The 26,781-nt window shown below is 71.0% G+C and carries 22 protein-coding genes; 4 read left to right on the top strand and 18 right to left on the bottom strand.

The features are described from left to right. The first annotated feature begins 26 nt into the window (after positions 1-26). Positions 27-1,025: an LLM class flavin-dependent oxidoreductase gene (locus tag SCNRRL3882_RS04125; protein WP_010043575.1), complete on the top strand. Its 999-nt coding sequence runs from the start codon at positions 27-29 to the stop codon at positions 1,023-1,025. 11 nt (positions 1,026-1,036) lie between these two features. Further along, positions 1,037-3,385 (top strand): ATP-binding cassette domain-containing protein, encoded by a 2,349-nt coding sequence (locus SCNRRL3882_RS04130; protein WP_010043573.1) that lies wholly within the window; start codon positions 1,037-1,039, stop codon positions 3,383-3,385. 284 nt (positions 3,386-3,669) lie between these two features. Here SCNRRL3882_RS04130 and SCNRRL3882_RS04135 read toward each other — a convergent pair whose 3' ends face one another. The 5 genes from SCNRRL3882_RS04135 to SCNRRL3882_RS04155 all read right to left on the bottom strand — a co-directional run bounded on the left by SCNRRL3882_RS04135 (position 3,670) and on the right by SCNRRL3882_RS04155 (position 8,823). Continuing rightward, positions 3,670-4,485 carry a lysophospholipid acyltransferase family protein gene (locus tag SCNRRL3882_RS04135; protein WP_029181428.1) on the bottom strand — a complete coding sequence of 272 codons (816 nt, stop codon included), beginning with the start codon at positions 4,483-4,485 and terminating at the stop codon, positions 3,670-3,672. After that, the gene (locus tag SCNRRL3882_RS04140) at positions 4,485-5,252 is read right to left on the bottom strand and encodes a GNAT family N-acetyltransferase (protein ID WP_010043569.1); all 768 of its coding nucleotides are present in this window, start codon (positions 5,250-5,252) and stop codon (positions 4,485-4,487) included. The genes SCNRRL3882_RS04135 and SCNRRL3882_RS04140 overlap by 1 nt, the downstream gene beginning before the upstream one ends. Before the next feature lie 208 nt (positions 5,253-5,460). Next, on the bottom strand, positions 5,461-6,210 hold the full coding sequence (locus SCNRRL3882_RS04145; RefSeq protein WP_010043567.1) for a succinate dehydrogenase/fumarate reductase iron-sulfur subunit: 750 nt from the start codon (positions 6,208-6,210) through the stop codon (positions 5,461-5,463). After that, on the bottom strand, positions 6,207-8,153 hold the full coding sequence (locus SCNRRL3882_RS04150; protein ID WP_010043564.1) for a fumarate reductase/succinate dehydrogenase flavoprotein subunit: 1,947 nt from the start codon (positions 8,151-8,153) through the stop codon (positions 6,207-6,209). The genes SCNRRL3882_RS04145 and SCNRRL3882_RS04150 overlap by 4 nt, the downstream gene beginning before the upstream one ends. 1 nt (position 8,154) lies before the next feature. Further along, on the bottom strand, positions 8,155-8,823 hold the full coding sequence (locus SCNRRL3882_RS04155; RefSeq protein ID WP_010043563.1) for a succinate dehydrogenase: 669 nt from the start codon (positions 8,821-8,823) through the stop codon (positions 8,155-8,157). Between the two features lie 119 nt (positions 8,824-8,942). Between SCNRRL3882_RS04155 and SCNRRL3882_RS04160 the strand changes: the two genes are divergently transcribed. Further along, positions 8,943-9,827 (top strand): LysR family transcriptional regulator, encoded by an 885-nt coding sequence (locus SCNRRL3882_RS04160; RefSeq protein WP_010043560.1) that lies wholly within the window; start codon positions 8,943-8,945, stop codon positions 9,825-9,827. 37 nt (positions 9,828-9,864) lie between these two features. Here SCNRRL3882_RS04160 and SCNRRL3882_RS04165 read toward each other — a convergent pair whose 3' ends face one another. The 12 genes from SCNRRL3882_RS04165 to SCNRRL3882_RS04220 form a co-directional block, all read right to left on the bottom strand. After that, positions 9,865-11,175, bottom strand: coding sequence for an MFS transporter (locus tag SCNRRL3882_RS04165; protein ID WP_010043557.1), 1,311 nt, complete (start codon positions 11,173-11,175; stop codon positions 9,865-9,867). 71 nt (positions 11,176-11,246) lie between these two features. After that, complete coding sequence (locus SCNRRL3882_RS04170) at positions 11,247-13,109, bottom strand: FAD/NAD(P)-binding protein (RefSeq protein WP_010043555.1); 1,863 nt, start codon at positions 13,107-13,109, stop codon at positions 11,247-11,249. A gap of 5 nt (positions 13,110-13,114) precedes the next feature. Further along, positions 13,115-14,113, bottom strand: coding sequence for a 2,3-diaminopropionate biosynthesis protein SbnB (gene sbnB, locus SCNRRL3882_RS04175; protein WP_010043553.1), 999 nt, complete (start codon positions 14,111-14,113; stop codon positions 13,115-13,117). 43 nt (positions 14,114-14,156) lie between these two features. After that, positions 14,157-15,053, bottom strand: a complete 897-nt coding sequence (locus SCNRRL3882_RS04180; protein WP_102514731.1) for an ABC transporter permease — start codon at positions 15,051-15,053, stop codon at positions 14,157-14,159. Beyond that, positions 15,040-15,828 (bottom strand): ABC transporter ATP-binding protein, encoded by a 789-nt coding sequence (locus tag SCNRRL3882_RS04185; protein ID WP_010034299.1) that lies wholly within the window; start codon positions 15,826-15,828, stop codon positions 15,040-15,042. Before SCNRRL3882_RS04185 ends, SCNRRL3882_RS04180 begins: the two co-directional genes overlap by 14 nt. 50 nt (positions 15,829-15,878) lie before the next feature. Continuing rightward, complete coding sequence (locus SCNRRL3882_RS04190) at positions 15,879-17,021, bottom strand: aliphatic sulfonate ABC transporter substrate-binding protein (protein ID WP_102514732.1); 1,143 nt, start codon at positions 17,019-17,021, stop codon at positions 15,879-15,881. Continuing rightward, positions 17,009-18,340: a sulfate adenylyltransferase subunit 1 gene (locus SCNRRL3882_RS04195; protein ID WP_102514733.1), complete on the bottom strand. Its 1,332-nt coding sequence runs from the start codon at positions 18,338-18,340 to the stop codon at positions 17,009-17,011. Before SCNRRL3882_RS04195 ends, SCNRRL3882_RS04190 begins: the two co-directional genes overlap by 13 nt. A gap of 2 nt (positions 18,341-18,342) precedes the next feature. Further along, positions 18,343-19,278: a sulfate adenylyltransferase subunit CysD gene (gene cysD, locus SCNRRL3882_RS04200; protein WP_102514734.1), complete on the bottom strand. Its 936-nt coding sequence runs from the start codon at positions 19,276-19,278 to the stop codon at positions 18,343-18,345. Beyond that, the gene (gene cysC, locus SCNRRL3882_RS04205; protein WP_029181698.1) at positions 19,278-19,847 is read right to left on the bottom strand and encodes an adenylyl-sulfate kinase; all 570 of its coding nucleotides are present in this window, start codon (positions 19,845-19,847) and stop codon (positions 19,278-19,280) included. Before cysC ends, cysD begins: the two co-directional genes overlap by 1 nt. 87 nt (positions 19,848-19,934) lie before the next feature. Continuing rightward, positions 19,935-20,912 carry a 2,3-diaminopropionate biosynthesis protein SbnA gene (sbnA, locus tag SCNRRL3882_RS04210; RefSeq protein WP_010047354.1) on the bottom strand — a complete coding sequence of 326 codons (978 nt, stop codon included), beginning with the start codon at positions 20,910-20,912 and terminating at the stop codon, positions 19,935-19,937. A gap of 86 nt (positions 20,913-20,998) precedes the next feature. Further along, entirely contained in the window at positions 20,999-23,083 is a 2,085-nt protein-coding gene (locus SCNRRL3882_RS04215) for a DUF1015 family protein (protein ID WP_010047353.1), read from the bottom strand. A gap of 267 nt (positions 23,084-23,350) precedes the next feature. Next, complete coding sequence (locus SCNRRL3882_RS04220; protein ID WP_158688468.1) at positions 23,351-24,568, bottom strand: ATP-grasp domain-containing protein; 1,218 nt, start codon at positions 24,566-24,568, stop codon at positions 23,351-23,353. Between the two features lie 298 nt (positions 24,569-24,866). Between SCNRRL3882_RS04220 and dapA the strand changes: the two genes are divergently transcribed. Continuing rightward, positions 24,867-25,751, top strand: coding sequence for a 4-hydroxy-tetrahydrodipicolinate synthase (gene dapA, locus SCNRRL3882_RS04225; protein WP_010047349.1), 885 nt, complete (start codon positions 24,867-24,869; stop codon positions 25,749-25,751). Positions 25,752-25,839: 88 nt separating this feature from the next. On the opposite strand, the gene SCNRRL3882_RS04230 is transcribed toward dapA, so the two are convergent. After that, a complete protein-coding gene (locus tag SCNRRL3882_RS04230) occupies positions 25,840-26,772 on the bottom strand; it encodes a proline dehydrogenase family protein (RefSeq protein ID WP_029181697.1) in 933 nt (310 codons plus the stop codon). Between the last annotated feature and the right edge of the window lie 9 nt (positions 26,773-26,781).

A 26,781-nucleotide genomic window follows, 5' to 3' on the forward strand; every position in this document is an offset into this window, starting at 1 on the left:
GTGGGCCCGCCGGTGTTGAACCCTGTATGAGCTCCGTGATCGCGACGACCAGGTTCTCCGTCCTCGACCGCTCCCGCACTCGCGAGGGGCACACGCATCCCGAGGCGCTGCGTGACACCGTGCGGCTGGCCGGGGAGCTGGAGGGGCTCGGGTACCACCGGCTGTGGGTCTCGGAGCATCACGGCGTACCCGGGGTCGCCGGTTCCGCGCCGACCGTGCTGGCGGCGGCCGTCGCCGCCGCGACACGGACGATCCGGGTCGGCACCGGCGGGGTGATGCTGCCCAACCACCGGCCGCTGGTCGTGGCCGAGCAGTTCGGGGTGCTGGAGTCGCTGTTCCCCGGGCGGATCGACATGGGGCTGGGACGGTCCGTCGGCTTCACGGACGGGGTGCGCAGGGCCCTGGGCCGTGACAAGGAGGACGCCGAGGACTTCGAGGCCCAGCTGCGGGAGCTGCTCGGCTGGTTCCGGGGCACCTCCCCGACCGGGGTGCACGCCCGCCCCGCCGAGGGGCTGGCCGTGCCGCCGTTCGTCCTGGCCATGGGCGAGGGGGCCGGCATCGCGGCCCGCCTCGGCCTGCCCATGGTGATCGGCGACCTCCGGAACCGGGACAGGATGCGGCGCGGCATCGACCACTACCGCGACGGTTTCCGCCCCTCGGCCTGGGCGAGCGAGCCCTACGTCGTCGTCTCGGGCACGATCGCCGTGGCCGCCACCCCCGAGGAGGCCCGGCGGCTGCTGATCCCGGAGGCCTGGTCCATGGCGTACTCCCGCACCCGCGGCACCTTCCCGCCCCTGCCGCCCGCGGAGAGCGTGGATGCGCTCACGATGACCGCCAAGGAGCGCGGCTTCTACGAGTCCGGCCTCACCGGCCACATCGCCGGCACCGAGGAGCAGGTCGCGCACGAGCTGGAGACGGTGCTGAAGGAGACGGGAGCGCAGGAGGTCCTCGTCACCACCAGCACGTACGACCGCGAGGCCCTGCTGGACTCCTACCGGCGGCTGGCCGCGATCGCCTCCGGTTAGAGTCGTTGCCCATGCACGACTGCCACGGCCCCCACGACCCGTACGTCCGTGTCCGCGGCGCCCGCGAGCACAACCTCAAGGGCGTCGACGTCGACATCCCCCGGGACGTGCTGGCCGTGTTCACCGGCGTGTCCGGCTCGGGCAAGTCGTCGCTGGCGTTCGGCACGATCTACGCGGAGGCGCAGCGACGCTACTTCGAGTCGGTCGCGCCGTACGCGCGCCGGCTGATCCACCAGGTGGGCGCGCCGAAGGTCGGGGAGATCACCGGTCTGCCGCCCGCCGTCTCGCTCCAGCAGCGCCGCGCGGCTCCGACCTCACGCTCCTCGGTCGGCACCGTCACCAACCTCTCGAACTCGCTGCGCATGCTCTTCTCCCGGGCCGGCACCTACCCGCCCGGCGCCGGGCGCCTCGACTCGGACGCCTTCTCGCCCAACACGGCGGCCGGCGCCTGCCCGGAGTGCCACGGGCTCGGCCGGGTGCACCGTACGAGCGAGGAGTTGCTGGTCCCCGACCCGTCGCTGTCGATCCGCGAGGGCGCGATCGCCGCGTGGCCGGGCGCCTGGCAGGGCAAGAACCTGCGGGACGTCCTCGACGCGCTCGGGTACGACGTGGACCGGCCGTGGCGGGAGCTGCCCGCCGGCGAGCGTGAGTGGATCCTGTTCACGGACGAGCAGCCGGTGGTCACCGTGCACCCGGTGCGGGACGCGGACCGGATCCAGCGCCCGTACCAGGGCACGTACATGAGCGCCCGGCGGTACGTGCTGAAGACCTTCTCGGACTCCAAGAGCCCGACCCTGCGGGCGAAGGCCGAGCGGTTCCTCACCAGCGCGCCCTGCCCGGCGTGCGGTGGCAGCCGGCTGCGGCCCGAGGCACTGGCGGTGACGTTCGGCGGCCGGACCATCGCCGAGCTGGCGGCGCTGCCGCTGGTGGAGCTGGCCGCCGCGCTCGACGCGACGTCACAGACCGCCCGGGTCCTCACCGACGACCTCACCTCGCGGGTCGCGCCGGTCGTCGAACTCGGTCTCGGCTACCTCAGCCTGGACCGGCCCACCCCCACCCTGTCCGCGGGCGAGCTGCAACGCCTGCGCCTCGCCACCCAGCTGCGCTCCGGCCTGTTCGGTGTCGTCTACGTCCTCGACGAGCCGTCGGCCGGGCTGCACCCGGCGGACACCGAGGCCCTGCTCGTCGTGCTGGAGCGGCTGAAGGCGGCCGGGAACTCGGTGTTCGTGGTGGAGCACCACCTCGATGTCGTACGCGGTGCCGACTGGCTGGTGGACGTGGGTCCGCACGCGGGCGAGCACGGCGGGCGCGTGCTGCACAGCGGCCCGGTCGCCGAGCTGGCGGCCGTCGAGGAGTCGGCGACGGCTCGCTACCTGTTCGACCGCTGCCCCGCCCCGGCGCGCGTGGTCCGCGAACCGAGCGGGTGGCTGAGGACCGGGCCGGTCACCCGGCACAACCTGCGCGATGTGTCCGCCGAGTTCCCGCTCGGCGCGTTCACCGCGGTCACCGGAGTGTCCGGCTCCGGCAAGTCCACGCTCATCGGCGAGATCACCGAGGAGACGGCCGGGGTGGGCCGGCTGGTCTCGGTCGACCAGAAGCCGATCGGACGCACCCCGCGCTCGAACCTCTCGACGTACACCGGCCTCTTCGACGTCGTGCGCAAGGTGTTCGCGGCTACCGACGGGGCGCTCGAGCGGGGCTTCGGCGTCGGCCGGTTCTCCTTCAACGTGGCGGGCGGGCGCTGCGAGACCTGCCAGGGCGAGGGGTTCGTCAGCGTGGAGCTGCTGTTCCTGCCGAGCACGTACGCGCCCTGCCCGGACTGCGGCGGGGCCCGGTACAACCCGGAGACGCTGGAGGTGACGTACCGGGGGCGGAACATCGCGCAGGTGCTGGATCTGACGGTGGAGAGCGCGGCCGAGTTCTTCTCCGACACCCCGCCCGTGGCCCGCAGCCTCGGCACCCTGCTCGACGTGGGACTGGGCTACCTCCGCCTCGGTCAGCCCGCGACCGAGTTGTCCGGCGGCGAGGCCCAGCGCATCAAACTGGCGAGCGAACTCCAGCGCGGCAGGCGCGGCCCCACGCTCTACCTCCTCGACGAGCCGACGACCGGCCTCCACCCGGCCGACGTTGACGTCCTGATGCGCCAGCTGCACGGCCTCGTCGACGCCGGGCACACCGTGATCGTCGTCGAGCACGACATGTCCGTCGTCGCGGGGTCGGACTGGGTCATCGATCTCGGCCCGGGCGGCGGCGACGCGGGCGGCCGGATCGTGGCGGCGGGGCCACCGGCGGACGTGGCGCGCTCGGCGGAGAGCCGAACGGCGCCGTATCTGGCGCGCACGCTGCCCGGGGGCCGGTGAGGCGCGTCCGGTGCGGGCAGGAACATCCTGCGTCGTACGTCGGCCGGTACTCGGGGCATGCGCACGGCGAGCCGCCGTCGCTGTCGGCGGCCGGCCGCGGCGAGCGGCTGCCGCTGATCGGCGATCCCGGTGGCCGCGGCCCGCCGGCCCCGCGCGGCGGCACCCGTTCAGCGACCGGGCCGCGCCTGCGGCCGCACGGCCCTGTCCCCGGCCCCGGGACGTGCCGCGCAGCCGGAGCCACCCTCACGGGCGGGACGGGCGCCACCGCACGGTCGGCGCAGGTCCTACGCCACGAGCACCGCGTGCGTCCACGACGGCGCCGTCGTCTCCGGTGGCTGGGCGGCGCCCGCCAGAGCACGGCGGTCGGGGCTGCTGCCCGGTGGGATGGGGGCGCGGACCTCGACCTCGGCGACCAGGCCGCGGGTCGTCGCGACCCGCCACAGGGAGGCGAGCAGGGTGTCGTCACCGACGAACGCGGCGGCGGTGGTGCCGGTTCCGCCGGTGAGCCGGTAGCCGATCCGGACCGGCTGGACCGGCACCCCGGCGTCCAGGGCGGCCTGGAAGACGGCCCGGCGGAAGGGGCCCTGGGCCCGGCCGCACCAGGTGCTGCCCTCGGGGAAGGCCGCGACGGCGGCGCCCTCGCGCAGGGCCCGGGCGATACGGGCGACGGTGTCCGGGAGGGCCCGCAGCCGGTCCCGGTCGATGAACAGGGTGCCGCCGCGGGCGGCGAGCGGCCCGGCGACGGGCCACCGCCGTACCTCGGTCTTGGCCAGCATCCGGGCGGGGCGTACGACGGCGAGCAGCGGGATGTCCAGCCAGGAGATGTGGTTGGCGACCAGCAGCAGTCCGCCGGTGGGGGCGGCGGCGCCGTTGACGCGGACCCGGACCCCCGCGGCCCGCACGATCCACCGGCACCACCGCCGGATCAGGGACGCCGGTATCCGAGCACCGAGCGGCGAGAGCGCGATCCCCGCGAGCAGGAGCAGCACGACCCCGGTGAGCCGCAGCACGGCACGCGGCACGGCCCGCGCCGGCACCACCGCCGGCGCCTCCACACAGGCCTGCGGCGTGCAGGGCGCGGTGGGCAGCCAGGCACTCATCAGGCGGGGACGAGGGACAGGAAGTGCCGCAGGTAGCGCGGGTTGACCCGGCTCATCGGCAGCAGCACGTACAGGTCGGCGACGCCGAAGTCCGGGTCGTGGGCCGGCTCGCCGCACACCCAGGCGCCGAGGCGCAGGTAGCCGCGCAGCAGGGCGGGCAGTTCGACGCGGGTGGCGGGTGCGGGACCCGGGACCCACGGCAGCAGCGGCTGGACGCGGTACTCCTGCGGCGACAGGTGCTTGGCGCTGACCCGGTCCCAGGTGGCGGCGGCGAGGGTGCCGCCGTCGGCGAGCGGGACGGAGCAGCAGCCGGCGAGCCACTCATGGCCCCGGTCGACCATGTAGCGGGCGATCCCGGCCCAGATGAGGCTGATGACCGCGCCGTCGCGGTGGTCGGGGTGCACGCAGGAGCGGCCGACCTCGACGAGCTCGGGCCGGATTCCGGCGAGGGAGCTCAGGTCGAACTCGCTCTCGGAGTACAGCCGCCCGGCGACCGCCGCGCGCTCGGGCGGCAGCAGCCGGTAGGTGCCGACGACCTGGCCGGTCGTCTCCTCGCGGACGAGCAGGTGGTCGCAGTACGCGTCGAACGGGTCGACGTCCAGCCCCGGTTGCGAGCCGGCCAGCAGGGCGCCCAGCTCCCCGGCGAAGACGTCGTGCCGCAGCCGCTGCGCGGCACGCACGTCCTCCTCGTTCCGGGCGAGGGCGACGGTGTAGCGGGTGGGGGCCGTGGGCTGCGCGGGGCGGTCGACGGTCAGTACGCCGGTCATGGCTCTCTCCTGGTCACGGGCCGGGGGCGGCGAGCGGTGCCGCCGCCACTGTTGTGCCCATGCCGCCTGACCTTCGCGTGACCAGTGCCAGGAGCGCGGATGCCGGGATGTTGAATGCCAGGAGCGCGGAAAGGCGAGACGGGGCCGGTGAGCACCAACCGGCCCCGCCCGTCCGCACCACACGGCGAACGCTTCTACCTGCCCGGACCTACCGCTTGCTCACCTTCCGCGTGGCCCGCAGCCACTCCTTGTTCATGCCGGTGATGGACATGAGCGGAATGCCCTTGGGGCACGCCGTGGCGCACTCTCCCGTGAGGGTGCACCCGCCGAAGCCCTCCTCGTCCATCTGCGCCACCATGTCCAGCACCCGCGTCTCGCGCTCGGGCGCCCCTTGCGGCAGCACGTTCAGATGGTTGATCTTGGCGGACGTGAACAGCATCGCGGCGCCGTTCGGGCACGCGGCGACACACGCACCGCAGCCGATGCACTCGGCGTGTTCGAAGGCGAAGTCGGCGTCCGGCTTCGGCACCGGTGTGGCATGTGCTTCGGGAGCCGCACCCGTCGGCGCGGTGATGTACCCGCCGGCCTGGATGATCCGGTCGAAGGCCGAACGGTCGACGACCAGATCCTTGATCACCGGGAACGCGGACGCCCGCCACGGCTCGATGTCGATCGTGTCGCCGTCCTTGAACGACCTCATGTGCAGCTGGCACGTGGTCGTCCGCTCGGGCCCGTGCGCATCGCCGTTGATGACGAGCGAGCACGCACCGCAGATGCCCTCGCGGCAGTCGTGGTCGAAGGCGACCGGCTCCTCGCCCTTGAGGATGAGCTCCTCGTTGAGGGTGTCGAGCATCTCCAGGAAGGACATGTCGGAGGAGATCCCGTCCACCTCGTACGTGGACATGGCGCCTTCGGCGTCGGCGTTCTTCTGCCGCCAGACGCGCAGGGTGAGCTTCATGCGTAGCTCCGCTGGGTGGGGTGGACGTACTCGAAGACCAGGTCTTCCTTGTGCAGGGTCGGAGCCTCGCCGGTGCCGTTGAACTCCCAGGCGGCCGCGTACGCGAACTCGTCGTCCTTCCGGGCGGCCTCGCCGTCGGGTGTCTGGGACTCCTCGCGGAAGTGGCCGCCGCAGGACTCGCTGCGGTGCAGCGCGTCGAGACACATCAGCTCGGCCAGTTCCAGGTAGTCGACGATGCGGTTGGCCTTCTCCAGCGACTGGTTGAACTCCTCGCCGGTGCCGGGGACCTTGATGCGCCGCCAGAACTCCTCACGGATCTGCGGGATGCGCTCCAGCGCCTTGCGCAGTCCCGAGTCGGTGCGGGCCATGCCGCAGAACTCCCACATGAGTTCGCCGACCTCGCGGTGGAAGGAGTCGGGTGTGCGGTCGCCGTCGACGGACAGCAGCAGGTTGAGCCGGTCCTCGGTCTCGGCCAGCACCTCCTGGACGACCGGATGGCCGGTGTCGACCTGGTCCGTGTGCGGGTTGCGGGCGAGGTAGTCGTTGATGGTCGCCGGGAGCACGAAGTAGCCGTCGGCCAGTCCCTGCATCAGCGCGGAGGCGCCGAGCCGGTTGGCCCCGTGGTCGGAGAAGTTGGCCTCGCCGATCGCGAACAGGCCGGGGACGGTGGTCTGGAGGTCGTAGTCGACCCACAGGCCGCCCATCGTGTAGTGCACGGCGGGGTAGATCCGCATGGGCACCTGGTACGGATCCTCGTCGGTGATCCGCTGGTACATGTCGAAGAGGTTGCCGTACTTGGCCTCGACGGCCCCCCGGCCCATGCGCTTGATGGCGTCGGCGAAGTCGAGGTAGACGCCCTGGCCGCCGGGGCCGACGCCCCTGCCCTCGTCGCAGACGTTCTTCGCGGCGCGGGAGGCGATGTCACGGGGCACCAGGTTGCCGAAGGACGGGTAGATGCGCTCCAGGTAGTAGTCGCGCTCGTCCTCGGGGATCTCGTTCGGCGGGCGGTCGTCGCCCCTGGCCTTCGGCACCCAGATGCGGCCGTCGTTGCGCAGCGACTCGCTCATCAGCGTCAGCTTGGACTGGTGGTCGCCGGTGCGCGGGATGCAGGTGGGGTGGATCTGGGTGAAGCAGGGGTTGGCGAACCAGGCGCCGCGCCGGTGCGCCCGCCAGATCGCGGTCGCGTTGGAGTTCATGGCGTTCGTCGACAGGTAGAAGACGTTGCCGTAGCCGCCGCTCGCCAGTACCACCGCGTCCGCGAAGTACGTGTCGATCTTGCCGGTGACGAGGTCCCGGGCGACGATCCCGCGCGCCCGCCCGCCGACGACGATCAGGTCGAGCATCTCCGTACGCGGGTGCATCTCGATGTTCCCCGCGGCGATCTGCCGGCTGAGGGCCTGGTAGGCGCCGAGCAGCAGCTGCTGTCCCGTCTGGCCACGGGCGTAGAAGGTCCGCGACACCTGGACGCCGCCGAAGGAACGGGTGTCGAGCAGGCCGCCGTACTCGCGGGCGAACGGCACGCCCTGCGCCACGCACTGGTCGATGATCTCGACGGAGATCTGCGCGAGGCGGTGGACGTTGGACTCGCGGGCCCGGAAGTCGCCGCCCTTGACGGTGTCGTAGAACAGCCGGTGGATGGAGTCGCCGTCGTTGCGGTAGTTCTTCGCGGCGTTGATGCCGCCCTGCGCGGCGATGGAGTGGGCGCGGCGCGGGGAGTCCTGGTAGCAGAACTGGACGACGTGGTAGCCCTGTTCGGCGAGGGTGGCCCCGGCGGAGCCGCCGGCGAGGCCGGTGCCCACGACGATGACGGTGTGCTTGCGCCGGTTGGCGGGGTTGACCAGCTTGGCCTCGAAGCGGCGCTTGTCCCAGCGCTCGTGGACGGGGCCCTTCGGGGCCTTGGTGTCGACGACCGGTTCGCCGGTCGCGTAGTCGGTGTAGGTCATGTCAGCTCACCACTCCGGTCATGACGCCCACGGGTACGGCGATGAAACCGGCCGTGAGCAGCAGCGCGAGGACGTCGGCGACGGTCTTCAGGGCACGGTCGCGGGTGCGGCTGCCGGCGCCGAGGGTCTGGGCGGCGCTCCAGAAGCCGTGCCGGACGTGCAGGCCGAGCGCGAGCATCGCGACGATGTAGATGACGTTGCCGTACCAGGTGGAGAAGGTGTCCACGACGTTCTGGTACGGGTGGCCGGGCCGGAAGCCGGGGTGCACGGTGCCGGTCGTGAGGTCCAGGATGTGCCAGACGATGAACAGCCCGAGGATGATCCCGCCCCACCGCATGGTCCGCGTCGCGTAGCTCGCGCGCGGCCTCTTGTGCACGTACTTGCCGGGCCGTGCCCTGATGTCGCGGCGGCTGAGCTGGTACGCGGAGACGGCGTGGGCGACGACGGCGGCCACCAGCACGATCCGGACCAGCCACAGCGTCCACTCGTAGTGCATGAACGGCTCGCCGACGGTGCGCAGCCAGTGGGCGTAGTGGTCGAACTCGCCGGCCCCGAAGAAGATCTTCAGGTTCCCGATCATGTGGACGACCAGGTACAGCAGCATGATCAGCCCGCTGACCGCCATCACGGTCTTCTTGCCGAGGGTGGAGTCCCACACGGTGCGTGCCATGGACGGCCGTCGGTCCGTCCGCGTTGCCAGAGCCATGTCACAGCACGCTACGGACACGGAGCCGATCGGTCCAAGACATGGTGCGGCTTGATTCCATAGGCCGGGGCTATCGTACGAGTATGCAGTTCCACCAGCTCCAGTACTTCGTGGCCGTCGCCGAGACCCGGCACTTCACCCGGGCCGCGGATCTGGTCCATGTCGCGCAGCCGTCACTGTCGCAGCAGATCAAGGCGCTGGAGCGGGAGCTGGGCGCGGACCTGTTCCTGCGGGCGCGGGGCAACATCACGCTCACGGACGCCGGCGAGGCCCTCCTGCCCCTGGCCCGGCGCATCCTGGCCGACGCGGACACGGCCCGGCACGAGGTGCTGGAGCTGGTGCAGCTGCGGCGGGGACGGGTGCGGCTCGGTGCCACGCCCAGCCTGTGCACGGGCCTGCTGCCGGACGTGCTGCGCGCCTTCCACGACCGCTACCCGGGCATCCGGCTGCTGATCGAGGAGGGCGGTTCGCACGACCTGGTGCGGGAGCTGGCACGCGGCGCGCTGGACCTCGCCCTGGTGGTGCTGCCCCTGCCGACGCCGTCCCCGGCGCTGACGACGGTGGAGCTGCTGCGCGAGGACCTGGTCGTGGTCTCCTCACCGGACGCGCCGAGACCCGGCCGGGGCCGGCGCACCGTACGCATCGCCGACCTGGAGGGCGAGCGCCTGGTGATGTTCCGGCACGGCTACGACCTGCGCGAACTGACCGTGGCCGCGTGCCGCGCGGAGGGGTTCGAGCCGGACTTCGCGGTGGAGGGCGGGGAGATGGACGCGGTGCTGGGGTTCGTGCGGGCGGGGCTGGGGGTGGCCGTCGTGCCGCGCATGGTGGCGGCGAGATCGGGCCGCGGCCTGCGCGTCACGCCGCTGGCCCGGCCCGGTCTGCACCGCACGATCGCCCTGGCCCACCGCAGCGACGTGGCGCCGCCCCGGGCGGCCAGGGAACTCCAGCGCATGCTGCTGGAACGGTGAGCGGCGGCCGGTGCCCGGGGGCGTTCCCCTCGGCGGGTCAGCCCAGGCTGGCGTTCTGTTCGTCGGAGGTGGTCCGGTCGGCGGAGCTGGTCCGGTCGGCGTCCCGGCCGGGGCCGGCGGACTCTTCGTCGGCGGTCTCTTCGTCGGCGGGCGCGGCGTTCCGGCGGGACAGCAGGGAGACGGCCAGGGCGAGCAACCCGCCGATGGCCGCCTGGACGGCGCAGTAGATCCAGAAGCGGCTGTCGCCGTCGGGCGAGTCCGTGGCCCGCTGGTAGAACCAGCCGCCGGCCCACGCGCTCGCGAACGCACCGATGCCGGTGGCCAGGCGCTGGTTGCCGAAGACCACTCCCGGGCTGTCGGGCGAGTAACGCAGCGCCTCCAGCTCGCTCTTGAGGAAGAGCACCACCTCCCCCAGGCTGATCAGCACGACGCCGACGACGACGGCGAGGAGTCCGGCCCACCCGATCAGCAGCAGGCCGCAGGCGAAGAGCGCGAAGGACAGGGCCGTGGCGAGGGGAAAGCCGAGTCCGTTGATGCGTTTCGCCAGCACGGGCTGGAGCGCGACCACGAGCAGCCCGTTGATCAGCAGCAGGACGCTGAAGACGGTGGACGAGTAGTGCGCCACCACGTACAGGCTCAGGTAGTTCTGGAAGAACATGTACGCGTAGAAGCCGAGGGCCGCGGTGATGACCGGCGGGATGAGCAACAACCGCACCGCGCCGCCGCGTTCTTTTCGCGGCTCGGGCCGCCGGATCTCGGCGTCCGGGGGCAGCGCCTTGACGTGCAGCAGCGTGACGGCGGCGAAGATGCCCGAGGCCACCGCGAACACCGCCATCGGCGCGCGCATGATGAAGAGGCCGGAGATGAGCGGGCCGAGCGCCATCCCGCTGTTGAGCGCCGCGTTGTTGAGGGACAGGAAGAGGGGCCGGCGGTCCGCGTCGCAGTCCCGGACCACGTAGGCCTTGTTGGCCGGGAGGTACAGCGCCACGCCGACCGCCGACAGCAGCAGCGCCGGGATCGACAGGGCGGGGGCCCTGATGGACACCACGAACAGCGCGAAGCTGATCGTGCGGATCACCAGGGCCACCACCATGGTGCGCCGGAGCCCGAACCTGTCGGCGACGTACCCGCCGACCACGCCACCGGACATCTGCACGAACGACGCCACGGCGATGACGAGGCCGACGACCTCCAGGTCCATCTTCATCCGGTCGTGCAGGAAGAAGGACATGAACGGCATGACCATGAAACCGGCCAGCGGGATCAGGAACGAGGCCGCCAGGAGGAGCCTGAAGGTCGGCGACAGCTCGTTCATGCGCCTCAGGCGTCCGAGTGCTGCGTTCAGCATGCGTTGCTCCAGCGAGGGATCGTGCGAGGTGGTGCGAGGCCGGGGCCGGCCCCGCCGCCGAAGCCGGTCTGTCAGGATGGCACGACGGTCGACAGGGCGGCGCGCAGGGCCAGTTCGGCATCCCGCAGGGCCCGGCTCGGCGCTCCGGGCGACGGCACGTAGTGGTTGTAGTAGCTCGACCCCTCCGTGTGCGGCCCCAACAGGAAGATCCGCTCCTGCACGGCGCCCGCGGCGTCCACGGCCCGGCCTTCCCGGGTCACGTCCAGACCGGTCGTGCTCGCGCTGCGGTGCCGCAGGGTGCGCAGCCGGCCCGCCTTGGCCAGTCCGCCGAGCAGTGAACCCTCGGCCTCGTCCGCCGCCGGTTCCTGCACATGGGCCAGGACGACCCGGTCCGCCTCCAGCCGGTGGGCCGCGGCCAGAGTCGTGGACTCCAGCGTCCACACGGCGCCGTCCGTGGAGCGGCGCAGCAGGCTGTGCGCGCCGGGTGCGGGACGTACGACACCCGCCTCGATCAGCGCCAGCAGCTCGGCCGAGCGGTCCAGTTGGGGGCCGATGACCGTGCGGTTGACCAGGGAGACGAAGTCCGAGAAGAAGTCGCCCATCGACTCGTCGTCGAGGCCCGGCGGATCCACCACGGCGCGCAGGACGTCCCGGTGGTCCCGCAGGACCTCCAGCGCCTCCTTGACGGGGCTGACGCCCAGGCCCGCCCGCGCCTCGGCGAGGTCGTCGGCGACCCTGGCGACGAACCAGTCGGTGTAGTCCTGGTACGTCTCCCAGGAGGACGGCCCGGCGGCAACGGAGAGCAGACCGCTCACCGGTGACGGCCCGAAACGTTCGCGTGCCCGCGCGAGCAGCGGCTCGGCACCCTGGGTCCGCACCAGGTCCGCGAACTCCCGCCGGGCCGCGTCCGCGTCACCGGTGTGCCGGGCGAGGCAGGCCCGGTAGTAGGTGAGGTCGATCTCCGCCTCGACCAGCGGCACGATGTCCTCGGCGAAGTTCAGCCGCCCGCCCGGTCTACCCTCGCGCAGTTCCCGGACGCGCGTGGGCGTCAGGACGAGCGGCTCGCACTTGATCCGCCCGGGGTTGAGGACGGGCCGGCTGCGATAGGGCAGGCCGTTGCGGGAGGCCAGGACGATCCGCGGTTCCCGGCCGCTGGGCAGGTACCGTGTCTCGCCGTTCTCGCCGGTCACATGCCGCCCCCCGCGCCCGAGGGTGAGGCTCGCGATCACGTCCATGGCGGTCAGGCCCATGCCGAGCACCACGACGCGTTCCCCGGGGCGCACCGCCTCGACCGCGTCGGGCAGCGGGTAGGGGCACGTGATGGTCGCCGGGTCGGTCTCCTGACGCTGCGGCTGGTGCAGGGTGTGGTGCCCGACCGTGAGGAACGCCGCGTCCACGACGACGGAGGTCCCGTCGTCCAGAAGCACCTGCTCACGGTCGCCCAGCTGCACCAGGCCGGTGGCCGACGCCTGGTGCCGTACGACGCGGAGCCGTTCGGGAGCGGCGCCGACGATCCGTTCGGCGGCCCAGGCCAGATAGTCGCTCAGCAGCCTGCGCGGCAGGAAGTCGTTGGGCCGGACGGCACGGCCCACGCCGGGGCGGACGGTGTAGCCGTCGTCCTGGACGCGCAGGTCGCGTTCGAGGCACCAGTCGTACAGGCTGGGCCCCGGGATGCCTGCCGGGCCCGTCACCATGGCGGCGTCGGCGAACGCCGTCAGCTGCGAGCAGACGGTGTTCAGCAGCAGGTAGTCCGGCTGGTCGGCCCGGTGGAAGCCGGGGCCCGGTGGCCGCGGGTCCACCAGGTGCACGGTGAGGTCGAAGGGCTCCGCCAGGCACATGCTGACGAGCCGTTCCAGGACGCCCAGCCCGCGCGATCCCATGCCGACGACAGCGATGCTCGGGCCGGGGCGGCGGCTCTCTGTGGAGGCGGACATCTGGTTCACCACCGGCTGGTCTCGCCGAAGAAACCGGGGATTGCCGTGGTCTGCCCCGCTGCCCGCGCCTTGTCGAGCGCATAGGCCCCGACGGCGAGGTCGAGCACGCCGAGCCCGAAGGGTGAGAAGATCACCGGCTTGCTCCCGTCCACGGTGACGTCGCCGTTCAGGACGTCGGCCAGGGTGCCGTCGACGAAGTCCCGGTTGCCCACGAGCTGTTCCGCCAGGTGCGGCGAGGTGTTGGCCTTCAGGCAGTGGTCCACGTCGTCGAGGATGTTGTGCGCGCCCAGGACCACCTCGGGGGCCAGATCGCGCAGCGAGACGTTCAGCACCAGTTGGCCCGGGCGGAAGGACCGGGTGACGTACGGTTCCAGGGCCGTGGTCGCGAACACCACGACGTCCGCGTCCAGGGCCTCGTCCAGGTCCGGTGTGAACCGGGCGGTCCGGCCCCGCTCGTTCAGGTGCTCGGCCAGCAACTTGCCCGAGGGCTCGTGGATGTCGTGCACCAGGTAGGTGTCCGGCCGGCAGCCGACGACGTGGAGGTACTCGCAGATGTTGCGGGCGATGACCCCACCGCCCACGACCGCGACCCGGCCGCCGGCGAGCCCCTCGGGGCGCAGGGCCCGGGCCGCCACGGCGGCGGATGCGGCGGTGCGCGCGGAGCTGATGTTGGCGGCTTCCAGACAGGCGATGGGATAGCCGGTCTCGTAGTCGTTGAGGATCAGGACGGCGGAGGCCCTGGGCCGGCCGGCGGCCACGTTCTTGGGGAAGCTGGCTATCCACTTGATGCCGGCGAGCTGCACATCGGCCCGCAGCAGCGCGGGGAGCGCGATGATGCGCGAGTCCGGCTTCTCGGGGAAGCGCAGGAAGTAGCTGTCCGGGTTGATGGTCTCGCCGGCCTGGTGGTCCCGGTAAGTGCGCTCGACGATGTCCACGACCTCGTCGCGGTGCTGGTCCAACTGCTGTCGCACTGCCTCACCGGCGACGACTTCGAATGTGAACACGGTTCTCCTTAAGGGACGTTCGGGGTTCTGTCGCTGCGGCTTCTCATCTCCGCACCAGCAGGCCGCGGCTGCGCAGCACCCACCGCTCCAGGGGGCTGAAGATGAGGAGGTCGATGGCGATGCCGACGATGAGGATGAGGAGGATGGCTTCGAAGACCATGGCCATGTCGCTGGCGTTGCGGCCGTTTTCGAGGAGTTGTCCGAGGCCGACGCCGAGGTCGGGGAAGGAGGCGATGATCTCGGCGGCCATCAGGGAGCGCCAGGAGAAGGCCCAGCCCTGTTTGAGGCCGGCGACGTAGCCGGGCAGGGCGGCGGGGAGGACGATGTGCCAGGTGCCCTTCAGGCCGGTGGCGCCGAGGGTGCGGCCCGCGCGCAGGAACAGTGGGGGTACCTGGTCGACGCCGGAGACGAGGCCGTTGGCGATGGAGGGGACGGCGCCGAGGAGGATGACGGCGTACATCATGGAGTTGTTCAGGCCGAGCCAGATGACGGCCGGGGGGACCCAGGCGACCGAGGGCAGGGACTGCAGGCCGGACAGGATGGGGCCGATGGCGGCGCGGATGAACTTCACGCGGGCCACGAGCAGGCCGAGGGGGGTGCCGATGAGCAGGGCGAAGCAGAAGCCGAGCAGGCCGCGCGAGACGCTGGTCCAGATGTAGTCGAGCAGTTCGCCCTGGAGCCAGGCGGTGTGGACGACGTCCCATACGGCTGAGGGTGCGGGGAGTTTGGTGGGGTCGTCGACGACCTTGAAGGAGACCAGGGCCTGCCAGAGCGCCAGGACCAGGGCGACGGCGAGGACGGGCGGCAGGATTTTCTCGGTGAGGGTCTGCCGGAAGGGTTTGCGGCTGGTCTGGACGGTTTCCAGGGCGTCGAGGCCGGCTTCGAGACCGGCGAGGTCGTTGCCGTCCTTGTCGGCGATCGTGGTGTCAGTGCTGGCCATGACGGCGGATCTCCCCACGCAGTTGTTCGGTGATCTCGACGGACAGCTCCGCCACGGCGGTGTCCTCGATGCGGCGCGGTTGCGGGATGTCCACGCTCCACTGGCGGGCGATGCGGCCCGGGCGGGAGGACAGCAGCACCACCCGCTGGGCCAGGCGGACCGCTTCGCGCACGTTGTGGGTGACGAACAGGACCGACACCTGTGTCTCGCGCCAGATACGGGTCAGCTCGTCGTGCAGTACATCGCGGGTGATGGCGTCGAGGGCGGCGAAGGGTTCGTCCATCAGCAGCAGCTTGCTGTCCTGGGCCAGCGCGCGGGCCAGCGCCACGCGCTGGCGCATTCCGCCGGACAGCTCGTGCACCCGCTTGCCGTGCGCGCCCTTGAGCCGGACCAGTTCCAGCAGCTGCTCGGCCCGCTCGCGGCGCTCGGCCTTGGGCACGCCGCTGAGTTTCAGGGCGAGTTCGATGTTCTTGCCGGCGGTCAGCCAGGGGAAAAGGGCGTGTTCCTGGAACATCAGGGCCGGGCGGCCGTCGGTGCTGATGGTGCCGGCGGAGGGCCCGTCCAGGCCGGCCACGAGGTTGAGCAGGGTGGATTTGCCGCAGCCCGAGGCCCCCAGGAGGGTGACGAACTCGCCGGGGGCGACATCGAGGGTGATGTCGTCCAGGACGAGCTGCTGCCCGGCGGGGCCCGCGAACGACTTCGAGACGTGCTCGATCCGGGCGGCGTGGGTGGCCGTCCCGGTGTCGTCGGCGGCCTTGGCGAGGGTCGTGGCCATGGTCGTCACCTCCTGGGAACTGTTCACAATGGCGGCTTGGGGATGCGGGCTTACTTCGCGCCGAGACCGGCGTCGTCGACCGTGGGCTCACCCTCTGCCTTGAGGACCTTGTTCAGCGGCGCGAGGTCGTAGATGCCCTTCAGGTCGGGCTTTTGCAGCAGTCCGGCCTTCACGGCGTGCGCGGCCTCGGTGTTGAGGGTGGCGGCCAGCGGGTCGTCGGTGAACTGGATCGACTTCCACGCCGGATCCAGCACATTTGCCGGCAGCGCCTTGCCGGAGTCCGCGGCCAGCTGCTCGTTGGCGGCCGTCTTCGCCGCGTCCGGGTGGGCGTTGATCCACTTGTTGGTCTCGACCGAGCCCTTCAGCACCGCCTCGACGACCTTGGGGTGTTCCTTCAAGAACTCCTGGCGCACGATGATGTTCGTGATCACGAACTTCTTGTCCGGCCACAGCGACGCCTCGTCCAGCAGGACCTTGCCGCCCTCGGCGACCAGCTTCGAGGCGGTCGGCTCCGGCACCCACGCCCCGTCGATGGAGCCGGACTTGTAGGCGTCGGGGGTGACCTTGTTGTCACTGCGCACGACGGTGACGTCGCCCTTGCCGCTCTGCGGGTCGATCTTCCAGCCCTGGTCGGCGGCCCAGTTGAGGAACGCCACGTCCTGGGTGTTGCCCAGCTGCGGAGTCGCGATCCGCTTGCCCTTGACGTCCTTCAACGACGTGATCTTGTCCGGGTTGACCACCAGCTTCACACCACCGGACGCCGAACCACCGATGATCCGCAGGTTCTTGCCACCGGACTTGACATAGCCGTTGATCGCCGGAGACGGACCGATCCAGCCGATGTCGATGGAGCCGGAGTTCAGCGCCTCGATCTCCGACGGACCGGCGTTGAAGACCGCCGGCTGCACTCGCGTGGCCCCCAACGCCTGCTGAAGGAAACCCTTCCGCATGCCCACCAGCGCGGTTGCGTGGGTCAGATTGCCGAAGTAACCGATCTTGACGCTGTCCAGACCGTCGATCTTCTTCGCCCCGGCCGGGATTTTCACCGCCCCGTCGCTCTTAGCTTGGGAGCCGTAACCGCAGGCGGCCAGCGTGAGCAGGGGCAGCGCGGCCAGCACAGCAAAGGATCGGCGCAGCGCGGTTCTGACAGATGTCCAGGAACATTCAGATGCGTACACGGTCAGAAATGCCATCCCTCATCGGTCTCGTCCTTGACCGGCTCGGGGGAGGCGAAGGACTCGCCGACCATGCCCGCGGTCAGCGTGGTGCCGTCGTTGGGATCGATCAGGATGAACGAGCCGGTGCGGCGCGAGGCGGCGTAGGAGTCCACCGGCAACGCCTCGGCGGTACGGATCTTCACCCGGCCGATGTCGTTGGCGACGAGCTGTCCCGGATGCGGGTGCAGGGACAGATCATCCAGGGTCAGGCGGGAGGGGATGTCCTTCACGATCGCCTTGACCGTGCGGGTGCCGTGCTTGAGCAGCACCCGGTGGCCCACCGTCAGGGGCGCGTCGGCGACATGGCAGACGGTCGCCTCGATGTCCTGCGTGGTCGGCGGCGCGTCCTTGCTGGGCACGATCAGGTCGCCACGCGAGATGTCGATGTCGTCCTGGAGCAGGAGGGTCACCGACTGCGTCGTCCAGGCCACCTCCACCGGCTCACCCAGCAGATCGATACCCGTGATCTTCGTGGAACGGCCCGAGGGCAGCACGGTGACCTGCTCGCCGACGCGGAAGGAACCGGCCGCGATCTGCCCGGCGTAACCCCGGTAGTCGGGGTGGTCGGCGCTCTGCGGCCGGATCACGTACTGCACCGGCAGCCGGGCGTGGCAGTGACTCAGGTCGTGCGCGACCGGCACCGTCTCCAGGTGCTCCAGCACGGTCGGCCCGCCGTACCAGTCCATGTTCGCCGACGCCTCCACCACGTTGTCCCCGACCAGCGCGGAGATCGGGATCGCGGTGACCTCGGGGACACCCAGCTCGGTGGCGTACGCGGTGAACTCCTCGGCGATCGCCGCGAACACCGACTCCTCATAGCCCACCAGGTCCATCTTGTTCACCGCCAGGACCACGTGCGGCACCCGCAGCAGGGCGGCGATCGCCGCGTGCCGGCGGGTCTGCTCCACCACGCCGTTGCGGGCGTCGACCAGGATCACCGTCAGCTCGGCCGTCGAGGCACCGGTGACCATGTTGCGGGTGTACTGCACATGGCCGGGGGTGTCGGCGAGAATGAACCGGCGCCGGGGCGTGGCGAAATAGCGGTAGGCCACGTCGATGGTGATGCCCTGCTCCCGCTCCGCGCGCAGACCGTCGGTCAGCAACGCCAGGTCCGGGGCCTCCTGGCCACGGCTCGCGGAGACCCGCTCGACAGCCTCCAGCTGGTCGGTCAGGACCGACTTCGAATCGTGCAGGAGCCGCCCGACCAGGGTGGACTTACCGTCGTCGACGGAACCGGCGGTGGCGAACCGCAGCAGCGTGGTCTCCGCAAGCTCCTCGGTGGTGATCGTGCTCATCTCTAGAAGTACCCCTCGCGCTTGCGGTCTTCCATCGCGGCCTCGGACATCTTGTCGTCGGCGCGGGTGGCGCCGCGTTCGGTGAGCCGGGAGGCGGCGATCTCCACGATCACCTTCTCGATCGTGTCCGCCTCCGAATCGACCGCGCCGGTGCAGGACATGTCACCCACGGTCCGGTAGCGCACCAGACGCTTCTCCACCACCTCGCCGTCCTTCGGCCCGCCCCACTCACCGGCCGTCAGCCACATCCCACTGCGCCGGAACACCTCACGCTCGTGCGCGTAGTAGATCTCCGGCAGCTCGATGCCCTCACGGGCGATGTACTGCCACACGTCCAGCTCGGTCCAGTTCGACAACGGGAAGACCCGGACGTGCTCACCCGGGGCATGCCGGCCGTTGTAGAGGTTCCACAGCTCCGGACGCTGCCGGCGCGGATCCCACTGCGAGAACTCGTCCCGCAGCGAGAACACCCGCTCCTTGGCCCGGGCCTTCTCCTCATCCCGGCGCCCCCCGCCGAAGACCGCGTCGAACTTCTCCGCCTGGATCTTCTCCGTCAGCGGCAGCGTCTGCAGCGGGTTGCGGGTGCCGTCCGGGCGCTCCTTGAGCACACCCCGGTCGATGTAGTCCTGCACCGACGCCACATACAGCCGCAGCCCGTGCCTCTCGACCGTACGGTCCCGGTAGTCCAGGACCTCGGGGAAGTTGTGCCCGGTGTCCACATGCAGCAGCGAGAACGGCACCGACGCCGGCCGGAACGCCTTCAGCGCCAGATGCAGCATGACGATCGAGTCCTTGCCACCGGAGAACAGGATCACCGGCCGCTCGAACTCACCCGCCACCTCACGGAAGATGTGCACCGCCTCCGACTCAAGAGCATCGAGGTGGGGGATCCGGTGCAGGGTGTCGCGGGTTCCGACGGGCGCCACCGTGGTGGCCATCAGACGAGTCCCCTCTCGGCGAGGAGGTCGATGACCGCCGTCACCGACTTCTCCACGGTCAGCGACTGGGTGTCGAGCCGCAGATCGGGGGCGACCGGCGGCTCGTACGGGTCGTCGACCCCGGTGAGCCCCTTCAGCTCACCCGCGGCCTGCTTGGCGTACAGACCCTTCACGTCCCGCTCGCTGCACACCTCCACCGGAGTCGCCACGTGGATCTCCAGGTAGGGGGTGCCGGTCGCCTCGTGGCGGCTGCGGACCGTCTCGCGGCTGTCGGTGTACGGCGCGATCACCGGGACGAGGACGATGACGCCGTTGCGGGCGAGCAGATCGGCGACGTAGCCGATGCGCTGCACGTTGGTGTGCCGGTCCTCGCGGCTGAAGCCGAGGCCGGCCGACAGGAAGGTGCGGATCTCGTCGCCGTCGAGCACTTCCACGCGCAGGCCCCGGGAGCGCAGGATCCCGGCGGCGGCCGAGGCGATGGTCGTCTTGCCCGCGCTCGGCAGGCCCGTCAGCCAGACGGTGGCACCGGGGTGGTGGTGCGGTGCGGCCGGGGGCGTCGTGGTGGGCAGGCCGAGGGGCTGGGTGGACACGTTCACTGGGTCTCTCCGTCGTGGGGGTCAGGTGTCGGCTGCCGTGCGGAAGCGCCGGCAGGAGGCCTAGAGGGGAAGTTCCGGGGAGGCTTCGGTGTGCAGGCCGGCGAGCGGGCCGTAGGTCTCGATCACCCAGGCGTCGTTGTAGAGGGTGTCGACGTACCGGTCGGCGAGGTCGGGGGCGATGGCCACCGCGATGGCGTCCCCTCCCTCGGGGAGGCGGTTGCGTGCGGCGCTGACCACCGTTCCCGTGGAGCCGCCGAACAGGTAGCCGTGGCGGGCCAGTTCGCGGCAGGTGACGACGGTGTCGGCCTCGTCGACGAGCAGGACCTCGTCCACCAGGCCCTCGTCGAGGATGTCCGGCCGCCTGCTGGTGCCGAGACCCGGGATGTAGCGCGGCGCCGGTGTGCTGCCGAAGGTGACCGAGCCGACGCTGTCGACCGCCACGATGCGTACCTCGGGCCTGCGTTCCTTGAAGTAGCGGGCGCAGCCCATCAGGGTGCCCGTGGTGCCCGCGCCGACGAAGAGGTAGTCGAGGCAGGGGTGCTGCTTGTCGATGGCGGGGGCCGTGAGTTCGTAGTGCGCGCGCCAGTTGTACTGGCTGGCGTACTGGTTGAGCCAGACGAACTCGGGGTTGTTCCGGCAGAGTTCCTGGACGTAGCTGATGCGGGATCCGAGGTAGCCGCCCGTGGCGTCGGGCTTGGTGATGAGGACGACCCGCGCGCCTAAGGCCTCGATCAGGGACCTGGTGGTGGCGTTCGACCTGGGGTCGGTGATGCAGACGAACTGGTAGCCCCGGCTGGCGGCCACCATCGCGAGGGCGACTCCCAGATTCCCCGAGGAGGACTCCACGAGTACGGACCCGGATCTGAGCCTGCCCTCGCGCTCCGCGGCGTCCACCATGGACGTAGCGGCCTTGAGCTTGACGGAACCGGCAAAGTTGAATCCCTCGCACTTGAGCAGCAGTTGCCTGCGAAGGATCGGCTCCAGATTCACGTAGAGGTCGTCGATGATCAGCTCGTCCGGAGACTGAATCGTGGGCATGCTGCGCTCAACCGCCTGTGACTCTCGGGGAAACATCGTGGGGATGACTCATGTGCGTGCCGCACCTCGGACGGTGAGACGGGGAGTCAGGACTGGGGGACGATCCGCTTGGGGTCCTGGCGCAGCTGCTGGTACAGGTCGAGGGCCCAGCTGACGTGTGCGCGAAGGCCGCCGTCCTCGGGGAACTCCGTCAGCTCGGGCACCGTCTCCACGGGCGGTTCGATGCCCTTGCTGTTGAGGACACGGGTGAAGAAGTGGTCGACGCCCGAGGTGCGGTGGTTGCTCAGCGTCAGGTCCGGGCGCGGTTCCCAGGTGAGCTGGGCGGGGTCGAAGTCGAGGCCCAGGCGGGCGCTGACCTGGCTCATGACGGAGTCCGGCCTGGAGCGGAAGTCGTAGGCGTCGACGAGGACGTAGTCGATGCCGTTGTCCCGGCAGTGCGCGATGTGGCTTTCGAGGGCCTGCCAGCCGGTCTCGGCCAGGGGGAACTCCAGCGTGCTTCCGGCCCTGCGCTTCACCTCGCGGCGGGAGCTTATGGTCAGCCGCGGGTCGCGGATCAGGAAGACGGGCACGGAGGTCGCCACGGCGAGCAGTTCGCCGATGCGGTCGCCCGCCTGGAAGGCGATCTCCTTGATCAGCAGGGAGTTTCCGCTCTTGGCGCCGACGACCGCCGAGAGGTCGACGGCGTTGCGCACCGATTCCCAGGCGTGTTCGGGGCCGTGTCCGTCGAAGTAGGCGGCCTCGAAGGGTTCGTGGGCGTAGTACCCGACGGCGGGGTTGTTCCACAGGACCCGGGCGAAGGCCGTCGACGCGGTGCGGGGAGGCGCCACGACGACGTGGACGGCATCGTGCTTGGCGGTCAGGTCGGGCGAGGGATGAGACATGGTTTTCTCCTTCAGCGGTCGGGACTCGGGCCGGGTGTGCACGCGCATGACGAGGCCGAGCGGCGGCTTGAGCGGGAAGTAGGTCGATTTCCTGGGCAGGCGGCGCCCGGCGAGGGCGACGCGGTGGATGTCCGCTGCGCCGGGTGGGTTGAGCAGCACGGCGCATCCGCCCCCGCGGGCCGCCTCGGCCACGGCGTCCTCGGCGGAGCCGAGGGGCTCGGAGTCCACCGTGCTGCCTGAGCGGAGCCGGGGCAGGAAGTGACGGGCCGCCAGCTCGGCGTCGGTGAGGCCGGCTCCGCCAGGCTCCGGACGGAGGTGGGTGAGGCAGTGGCGTTCGCCGTCGCTCAGCAGCGCGACCCGGTCGTCATGGCGGGCGGCCAGCCGTGCGAGGGCGGAGGACAGGGTGCCCTCGCAGACCTCGTGCGGATGGGCCGGGCCCAGCCGTCGCAGGGCGGCGTCCAGTGGCAGGCCGCGGATCACGTGGTGGAAGGCACGCGGCGTCATCGGATGCTGTTCCATGTCGACGAGGAGCGCCAGGCTGTGGTCCCAGAATCCGGCGGGCCGGGCGTGTGCCGGCGGCCGCTCGCGAAGCCGGGTGTGGGCCGAGAAGCGGTGGTGTCCGTCGGCTATCACGGCCTGGCCCGCGGCCAGTTCGTCCTGGACGGCGGCGATCTCCCGTTCGTCGGTGACCGCCCACAGCCGGTGCAGGGTGCCGTGGCCGGTGACCGCTTCGAGCAGGGCGGGGCGCTCGGCGGCGGCCGCGATGGTCGCAGCCATGGTTCCGGTGCCCCGGTACCAGAGCATCAGGGGTTCGACATCGGCCCGGAGCCCGGCCAGCGTCGTGACGAGGCGGTCGACGACGTGCGCCGAGACGTCCTCGTGCGGGGCCACCCCGCTGTACGCGTGCGGGCCGCCGCGCAGTGCGCCGATGACGCCGCGCAGCGTCGCTCCCGACGGGTCCCGCTGTTCGTAGGCGTAGAACGCCGGTCGGGTGTCGGCCCGCAGGACCCCGCGGGAGAGCCACGCCCGGAGCAGGCGCCCGGACTCGCCGGGATCACGGGCCTCCGGCGGGGGCAGGACGAGGCGCAGGACGTGGTGCGGGGGGAGGCCGGCGAGGACGTCGGTCGCGCGCCGGGCGGCCGTCCCCGCCTCGGTGGAGGAGGCGATGAACGCGGATGCCGTGCGGGAGTCTCGCGTGTTGTAGAAGACCCCGGGGAACGGCTCCAGTCGAAGTCCGGTGCGTTGAGTGTGGTCCGCCTGACGATGCGCACGGGTTTGGCTGTACGGCATGGACACTTTCGAAGCGGGGAGAGGGCCGAACGCGAACCGCAAGGTTTACGGCCGCGATGACTATCCGTGGGAAGTTCTGCTGGTGGCGTCGCTTCCCACGGCGATGCTGCCATCGCCCGCGGCGGGAGTGGAGGCCGACGAGCGATCATCAAGCGGCAGGACCTAATCAGGAAGGCAGGAGAAAGTGCCGCGAGCCATCAAATTCGGGCGGAACGGACTGTGTGGACATGTGGGAGGTCCCCGGCGCGGGCCGGGGCTCCTGACCGGTCAGACCTCCTCGGGCACGATGTCGATCCGGTATTCCTCCACGACCCGCCGGATCGCCGCCTCGGCCTCCTCCGGGCGGTCGGCCCGGACGTAGACGACGGCGCTGGCGGAGGCGGAGTTCAGGTGGGCCGGGACGACGTCGCCCTTCCTGCGGAGCATGTCGACCCGGACGACGGACGGCAGCGCGGCCAGCTCCTCCTCCGTCGTCTGCTCGACGATCCGTCCGGGGGAGATGGGGAGATGGCAGTGGGCCAGCACGCCCTCCTCGTCCTTGAGCTCCAGCTTCGGGCTGAGGCCCAGGGCCAGCTCGAGGCACGCGCGCCACAGGTCGGCGCCGGTGTGCATGCGGATGGACTCGGGGAACAGGCCGCCCGCGGGCCGGCAGGCGATCTCCCCCGCGATCAGGCCGTCGGACGTCTCGAAGAACTCCATGTGCGTCACGCCGGAATCCAGCCCGAGGCTGCTCACCGCCTGCGCGTGCATCTCCGTCATGCGCTGCCGTGTGGGGTCGTCGGGCGGCAGGATGCACGAGCCGAGGAAACCGTCCCGGGTGAGGACGGGGGATGTGTAGCGGGACCCGACGGAGAAGAGGACCTGTCCGTTCTCGACGATGGCGTCGAAGTGGTACTCCGCGCTCATCTCCACGAACCGCTCGGCGAGCAGGGGCACGGGCAGGGCCCTGACGCGCTCCGCGGCCGGCGTCCGGCAGAACTCCTCGAAGTGCTCCGGTCCGTGGATGACGCTCACGTTGATGGAACCGCCGCCGATCATCGGTTTGATCACCAGGGGCCAGCCCAGGTGGGCGGCGGCCTCCGGGACCTGGTGGAGACCGGCCACCAGCCGGAAGCCGGTGACGGGCAGCCCTCCGGCCGCGAAGCGCTGCTTCATCACGTACTTGTTGGAGAAGTTGTTGGCCACGTCCAGGCCGGTGCCGGGCAGCCCGAAGTACGAGCGGAGGTAGCCCGCCGCCGACTGGCCGAGCTCGAACGGGGCGAAGATGCGGTCGATGCGGCGCTCACGCAGGATCTCGAGCACCTTCGCCCGCATCACCTCGAGGTTCTGCACGCTCGGGACGGTGTGGACGTCCACATCGGGGCCGTACTGCTGTACGTGCCCCGGCTCGGTGATCACCGTGAGGTGGCCGATCTCCTCGGCGGTGCGGATCCGGTCCGGCAGGACGTTCTTCATGACATGCAGCAACAGGACGTTCGAGCCCAAGATCATCTCCTGGTGATGGCGTGCGGACGCTCTTCTGCCGCGAGACGCACGACGGCTTGCAAGGAGCGGCGCAGCAAGTCTTGTTCCGGCCCTCGCGCTCGGCCAGGCGGGTCCGGGATCATATTTGTGTCCGACACGGATAGGCCGCCGGAACAAGGAGGCACGATCCCCGCCGAATGGGATGTTGCACGCCCCTTCGGGGCACCTCCGGTTCGGTACGCTCGGCGCCTCAACGGCCGGACCGATCGAGGTCGTTGACCGACCTCTCTGCCCGGACACACATGATGGAGGCTGACGGGTGAACAAGTTGGAGGGCGTGTATCTCCCGCTCGTGACGCCGTTTCACGACGGCGCCGTCGACATGGAGTCGCTGCGGCGGCTGGTCGAGCACTACAAGGGCCTCGGGATCGCCGGATTCGTCCTGCTCGGCACGACGGGCGAGAGCCCGACGATCGAGCCGGACGAGCAGAGGTCGCTCGTCGCCGCGGCCCTCGACGCCGTGGCCGGTGACTTGCCCGTCTACGTCGGTGTCGGCGGTAACTCCACCAAGCACGTGGCGCGGGGCGTCGCCTCGTACGAGTCCATGGACTTGGCCGGCTACCTGGTCGTCACGCCGTACTACAACCGGCCGTCCCCCGACGGGCTGGTAGAGCACTTCCGGGCCGTGGCCGCTGAGACCGAGCGGACGGTGATCGCCTACAACGTCCCCTACCGGACCGGCGTCAACCTGTCGAACGACGCGCTCCTCGGACTGGCCGCCACCGTGCCCAACATCCGGGCCATCAAGGACGCCACGGGGAACGTCCTGCAGAGCCTCGATCTGCTGCACCGCGCCCCGGACGACCTCGCCGTGCTGACCGGCGAGGATCCGCTCTACTTCACCAGTGTCGTAAACGGCGCCGCCGGCGGCATCCTGGCCTCGGCCCACCTGGCGACGACCACGTTCGTCGAGATCATGGAGGCGCTCGCCGACGAGCGCCTGGAGAAGGCGCGGGCGTCCTGGCGGGGCATCAGCCCCATGATCCCAGCCCTGTTCAGCGAGTCGAACCCGATGCCGCTGAAGTACTGCCTGTGGCGTCTCGGGCTGATCCGCTCCGCCGAGTGCCGGCTGCCGCTCACCCGCGTCTCGGACCAGCTCGCCGGCCGGCTGGACGAACTGGTCGGAGGGCTGACCACCCCTTAGGGAGTGTCCGCGAAGTCCCGCCTGCCCCGCGGAACCCGTTCACCGCAGTGCCCGTCGGCACTGCGGTGAACGGGTTCGTACGCGATGCTCAGCTCGGCCGTGCCAGCGCCCTCAGGAAGAACAGGGTGTTGGCGGGGCGCTCGGCGAGGCGCCGGGTGAAGTAGCCGTACCACTCCGGCCCGAACGGCAGGTAGACCCGCACCCGGTGGCCCGCCGCCGCCAGGCGGCGCTGTTCGCCGCCCCGCACGCCGTAGAGCATCTGGTGCTCGAACTGCCCCGGTCGACGCCCGTGACGCCGGGCGAGTTCCGTGGTGATGCCGATCAGCCGCGGATCGTGGGTGGCGACCAGTGGCCGGGCGTCCCCCGCGAAGAGGGTGCGCAGGCAGCGGACGAAGGCCCGGTCGACGTCGGCGCGCCGCTGGAACGCCACCGACGCCGGTTCCCGGTAGGCGCCCTTGACCAGGCGTACGCGAGCGCCCGCGCGCTGGAGGTCCGCGCAGTCGGCGGGCGTGCGCCGTAGTGCGGCCTGGACCGCCACGCCGGTCAGCGGGAAGTCCCGGCGCAGTTCCCGTGCGATCTCCAGGGTGGAGTCCGTGGTGGTGTGGTCCTCCATGTCGAGGGTGACCAGCACCCCGGCCTTCTTCGCGGCGGCGCAGACGACCCGTGCGTGGTCGAGGGCCCGCGCGGGGCCGCCGGGGCCGTTCAGCTGCCCCAACGCCGAGAGCTTGACGGAGAGTTCGCTCACCTCGCTGCCGAGACCCGCGTCCGCCAGACGGCCGGCGAACGCGACGAAGGCGTCCCGTGTCCGGAGCGTCCGGGCCGGGTCTGTCTCGTACTCGCCCAGGGAGTTGTACGTGACGCACAGCCGCTCGGCGACGAGTGCCGAGCCTCCGGCGACCGCCTCGGCCGGCGTCTCCCCGGCGACGAACCGGTCGACCACGGCTCTGGACGCGGGCAGTGCCCGCAATGCCGTGTGCACACGGTCCTGGCGTGCGGCGAACAGCAAAACACGACGCAACATGACATCTCC

Source organism: Streptomyces chartreusis NRRL 3882, from assembly GCF_900236475.1.
Lineage (GTDB): Bacteria > Actinomycetota > Actinomycetes > Streptomycetales > Streptomycetaceae > Streptomyces > Streptomyces chartreusis_D.

Coding starts and splice junctions, on each gene's coding strand:
- SCNRRL3882_RS04140 (WP_010043569.1), bottom strand. CDS start 5,252: ATGACCGGCGTACTGACCGTCGACCGCCCCGCGCAGCCCACGGCCCCC.
- SCNRRL3882_RS04195 (WP_102514733.1), bottom strand. CDS start 18,340: ATGAGCACGATCACCACCGAGGAGCTTGCGGAGACCACGCTGCTGCGG.
- sbnA (WP_010047354.1), bottom strand. CDS start 20,912: ATGCCCACGATTCAGTCTCCGGACGAGCTGATCATCGACGACCTCTAC.
- SCNRRL3882_RS04160 (WP_010043560.1), top strand. CDS start 8,943: ATGCAGTTCCACCAGCTCCAGTACTTCGTGGCCGTCGCCGAGACCCGG.
- SCNRRL3882_RS04180 (WP_102514731.1), bottom strand. CDS start 15,053: ATGGCCAGCACTGACACCACGATCGCCGACAAGGACGGCAACGACCTC.
- SCNRRL3882_RS04125 (WP_010043575.1), top strand. CDS start 27: ATGAGCTCCGTGATCGCGACGACCAGGTTCTCCGTCCTCGACCGCTCC.
- SCNRRL3882_RS04185 (WP_010034299.1), bottom strand. CDS start 15,828: ATGGCCACGACCCTCGCCAAGGCCGCCGACGACACCGGGACGGCCACC.
- SCNRRL3882_RS04165 (WP_010043557.1), bottom strand. CDS start 11,175: ATGCTGAACGCAGCACTCGGACGCCTGAGGCGCATGAACGAGCTGTCG.
- SCNRRL3882_RS04170 (WP_010043555.1), bottom strand. CDS start 13,109: ATGTCCGCCTCCACAGAGAGCCGCCGCCCCGGCCCGAGCATCGCTGTC.
- SCNRRL3882_RS04145 (WP_010043567.1), bottom strand. CDS start 6,210: ATGAAGCTCACCCTGCGCGTCTGGCGGCAGAAGAACGCCGACGCCGAA.
- cysD (WP_102514734.1), bottom strand. CDS start 19,278: ATGGCCACCACGGTGGCGCCCGTCGGAACCCGCGACACCCTGCACCGG.
- SCNRRL3882_RS04230 (WP_029181697.1), bottom strand. CDS start 26,772: ATGTTGCGTCGTGTTTTGCTGTTCGCCGCACGCCAGGACCGTGTGCAC.
- SCNRRL3882_RS04190 (WP_102514732.1), bottom strand. CDS start 17,021: ATGGCATTTCTGACCGTGTACGCATCTGAATGTTCCTGGACATCTGTC.
- SCNRRL3882_RS04135 (WP_029181428.1), bottom strand. CDS start 4,485: ATGAGTGCCTGGCTGCCCACCGCGCCCTGCACGCCGCAGGCCTGTGTG.
- SCNRRL3882_RS04215 (WP_010047353.1), bottom strand. CDS start 23,083: ATGCCGTACAGCCAAACCCGTGCGCATCGTCAGGCGGACCACACTCAA.
- SCNRRL3882_RS04130 (WP_010043573.1), top strand. CDS start 1,037: ATGCACGACTGCCACGGCCCCCACGACCCGTACGTCCGTGTCCGCGGC.
- SCNRRL3882_RS04150 (WP_010043564.1), bottom strand. CDS start 8,153: ATGACCTACACCGACTACGCGACCGGCGAACCGGTCGTCGACACCAAG.
- SCNRRL3882_RS04155 (WP_010043563.1), bottom strand. CDS start 8,823: ATGGCACGCACCGTGTGGGACTCCACCCTCGGCAAGAAGACCGTGATG.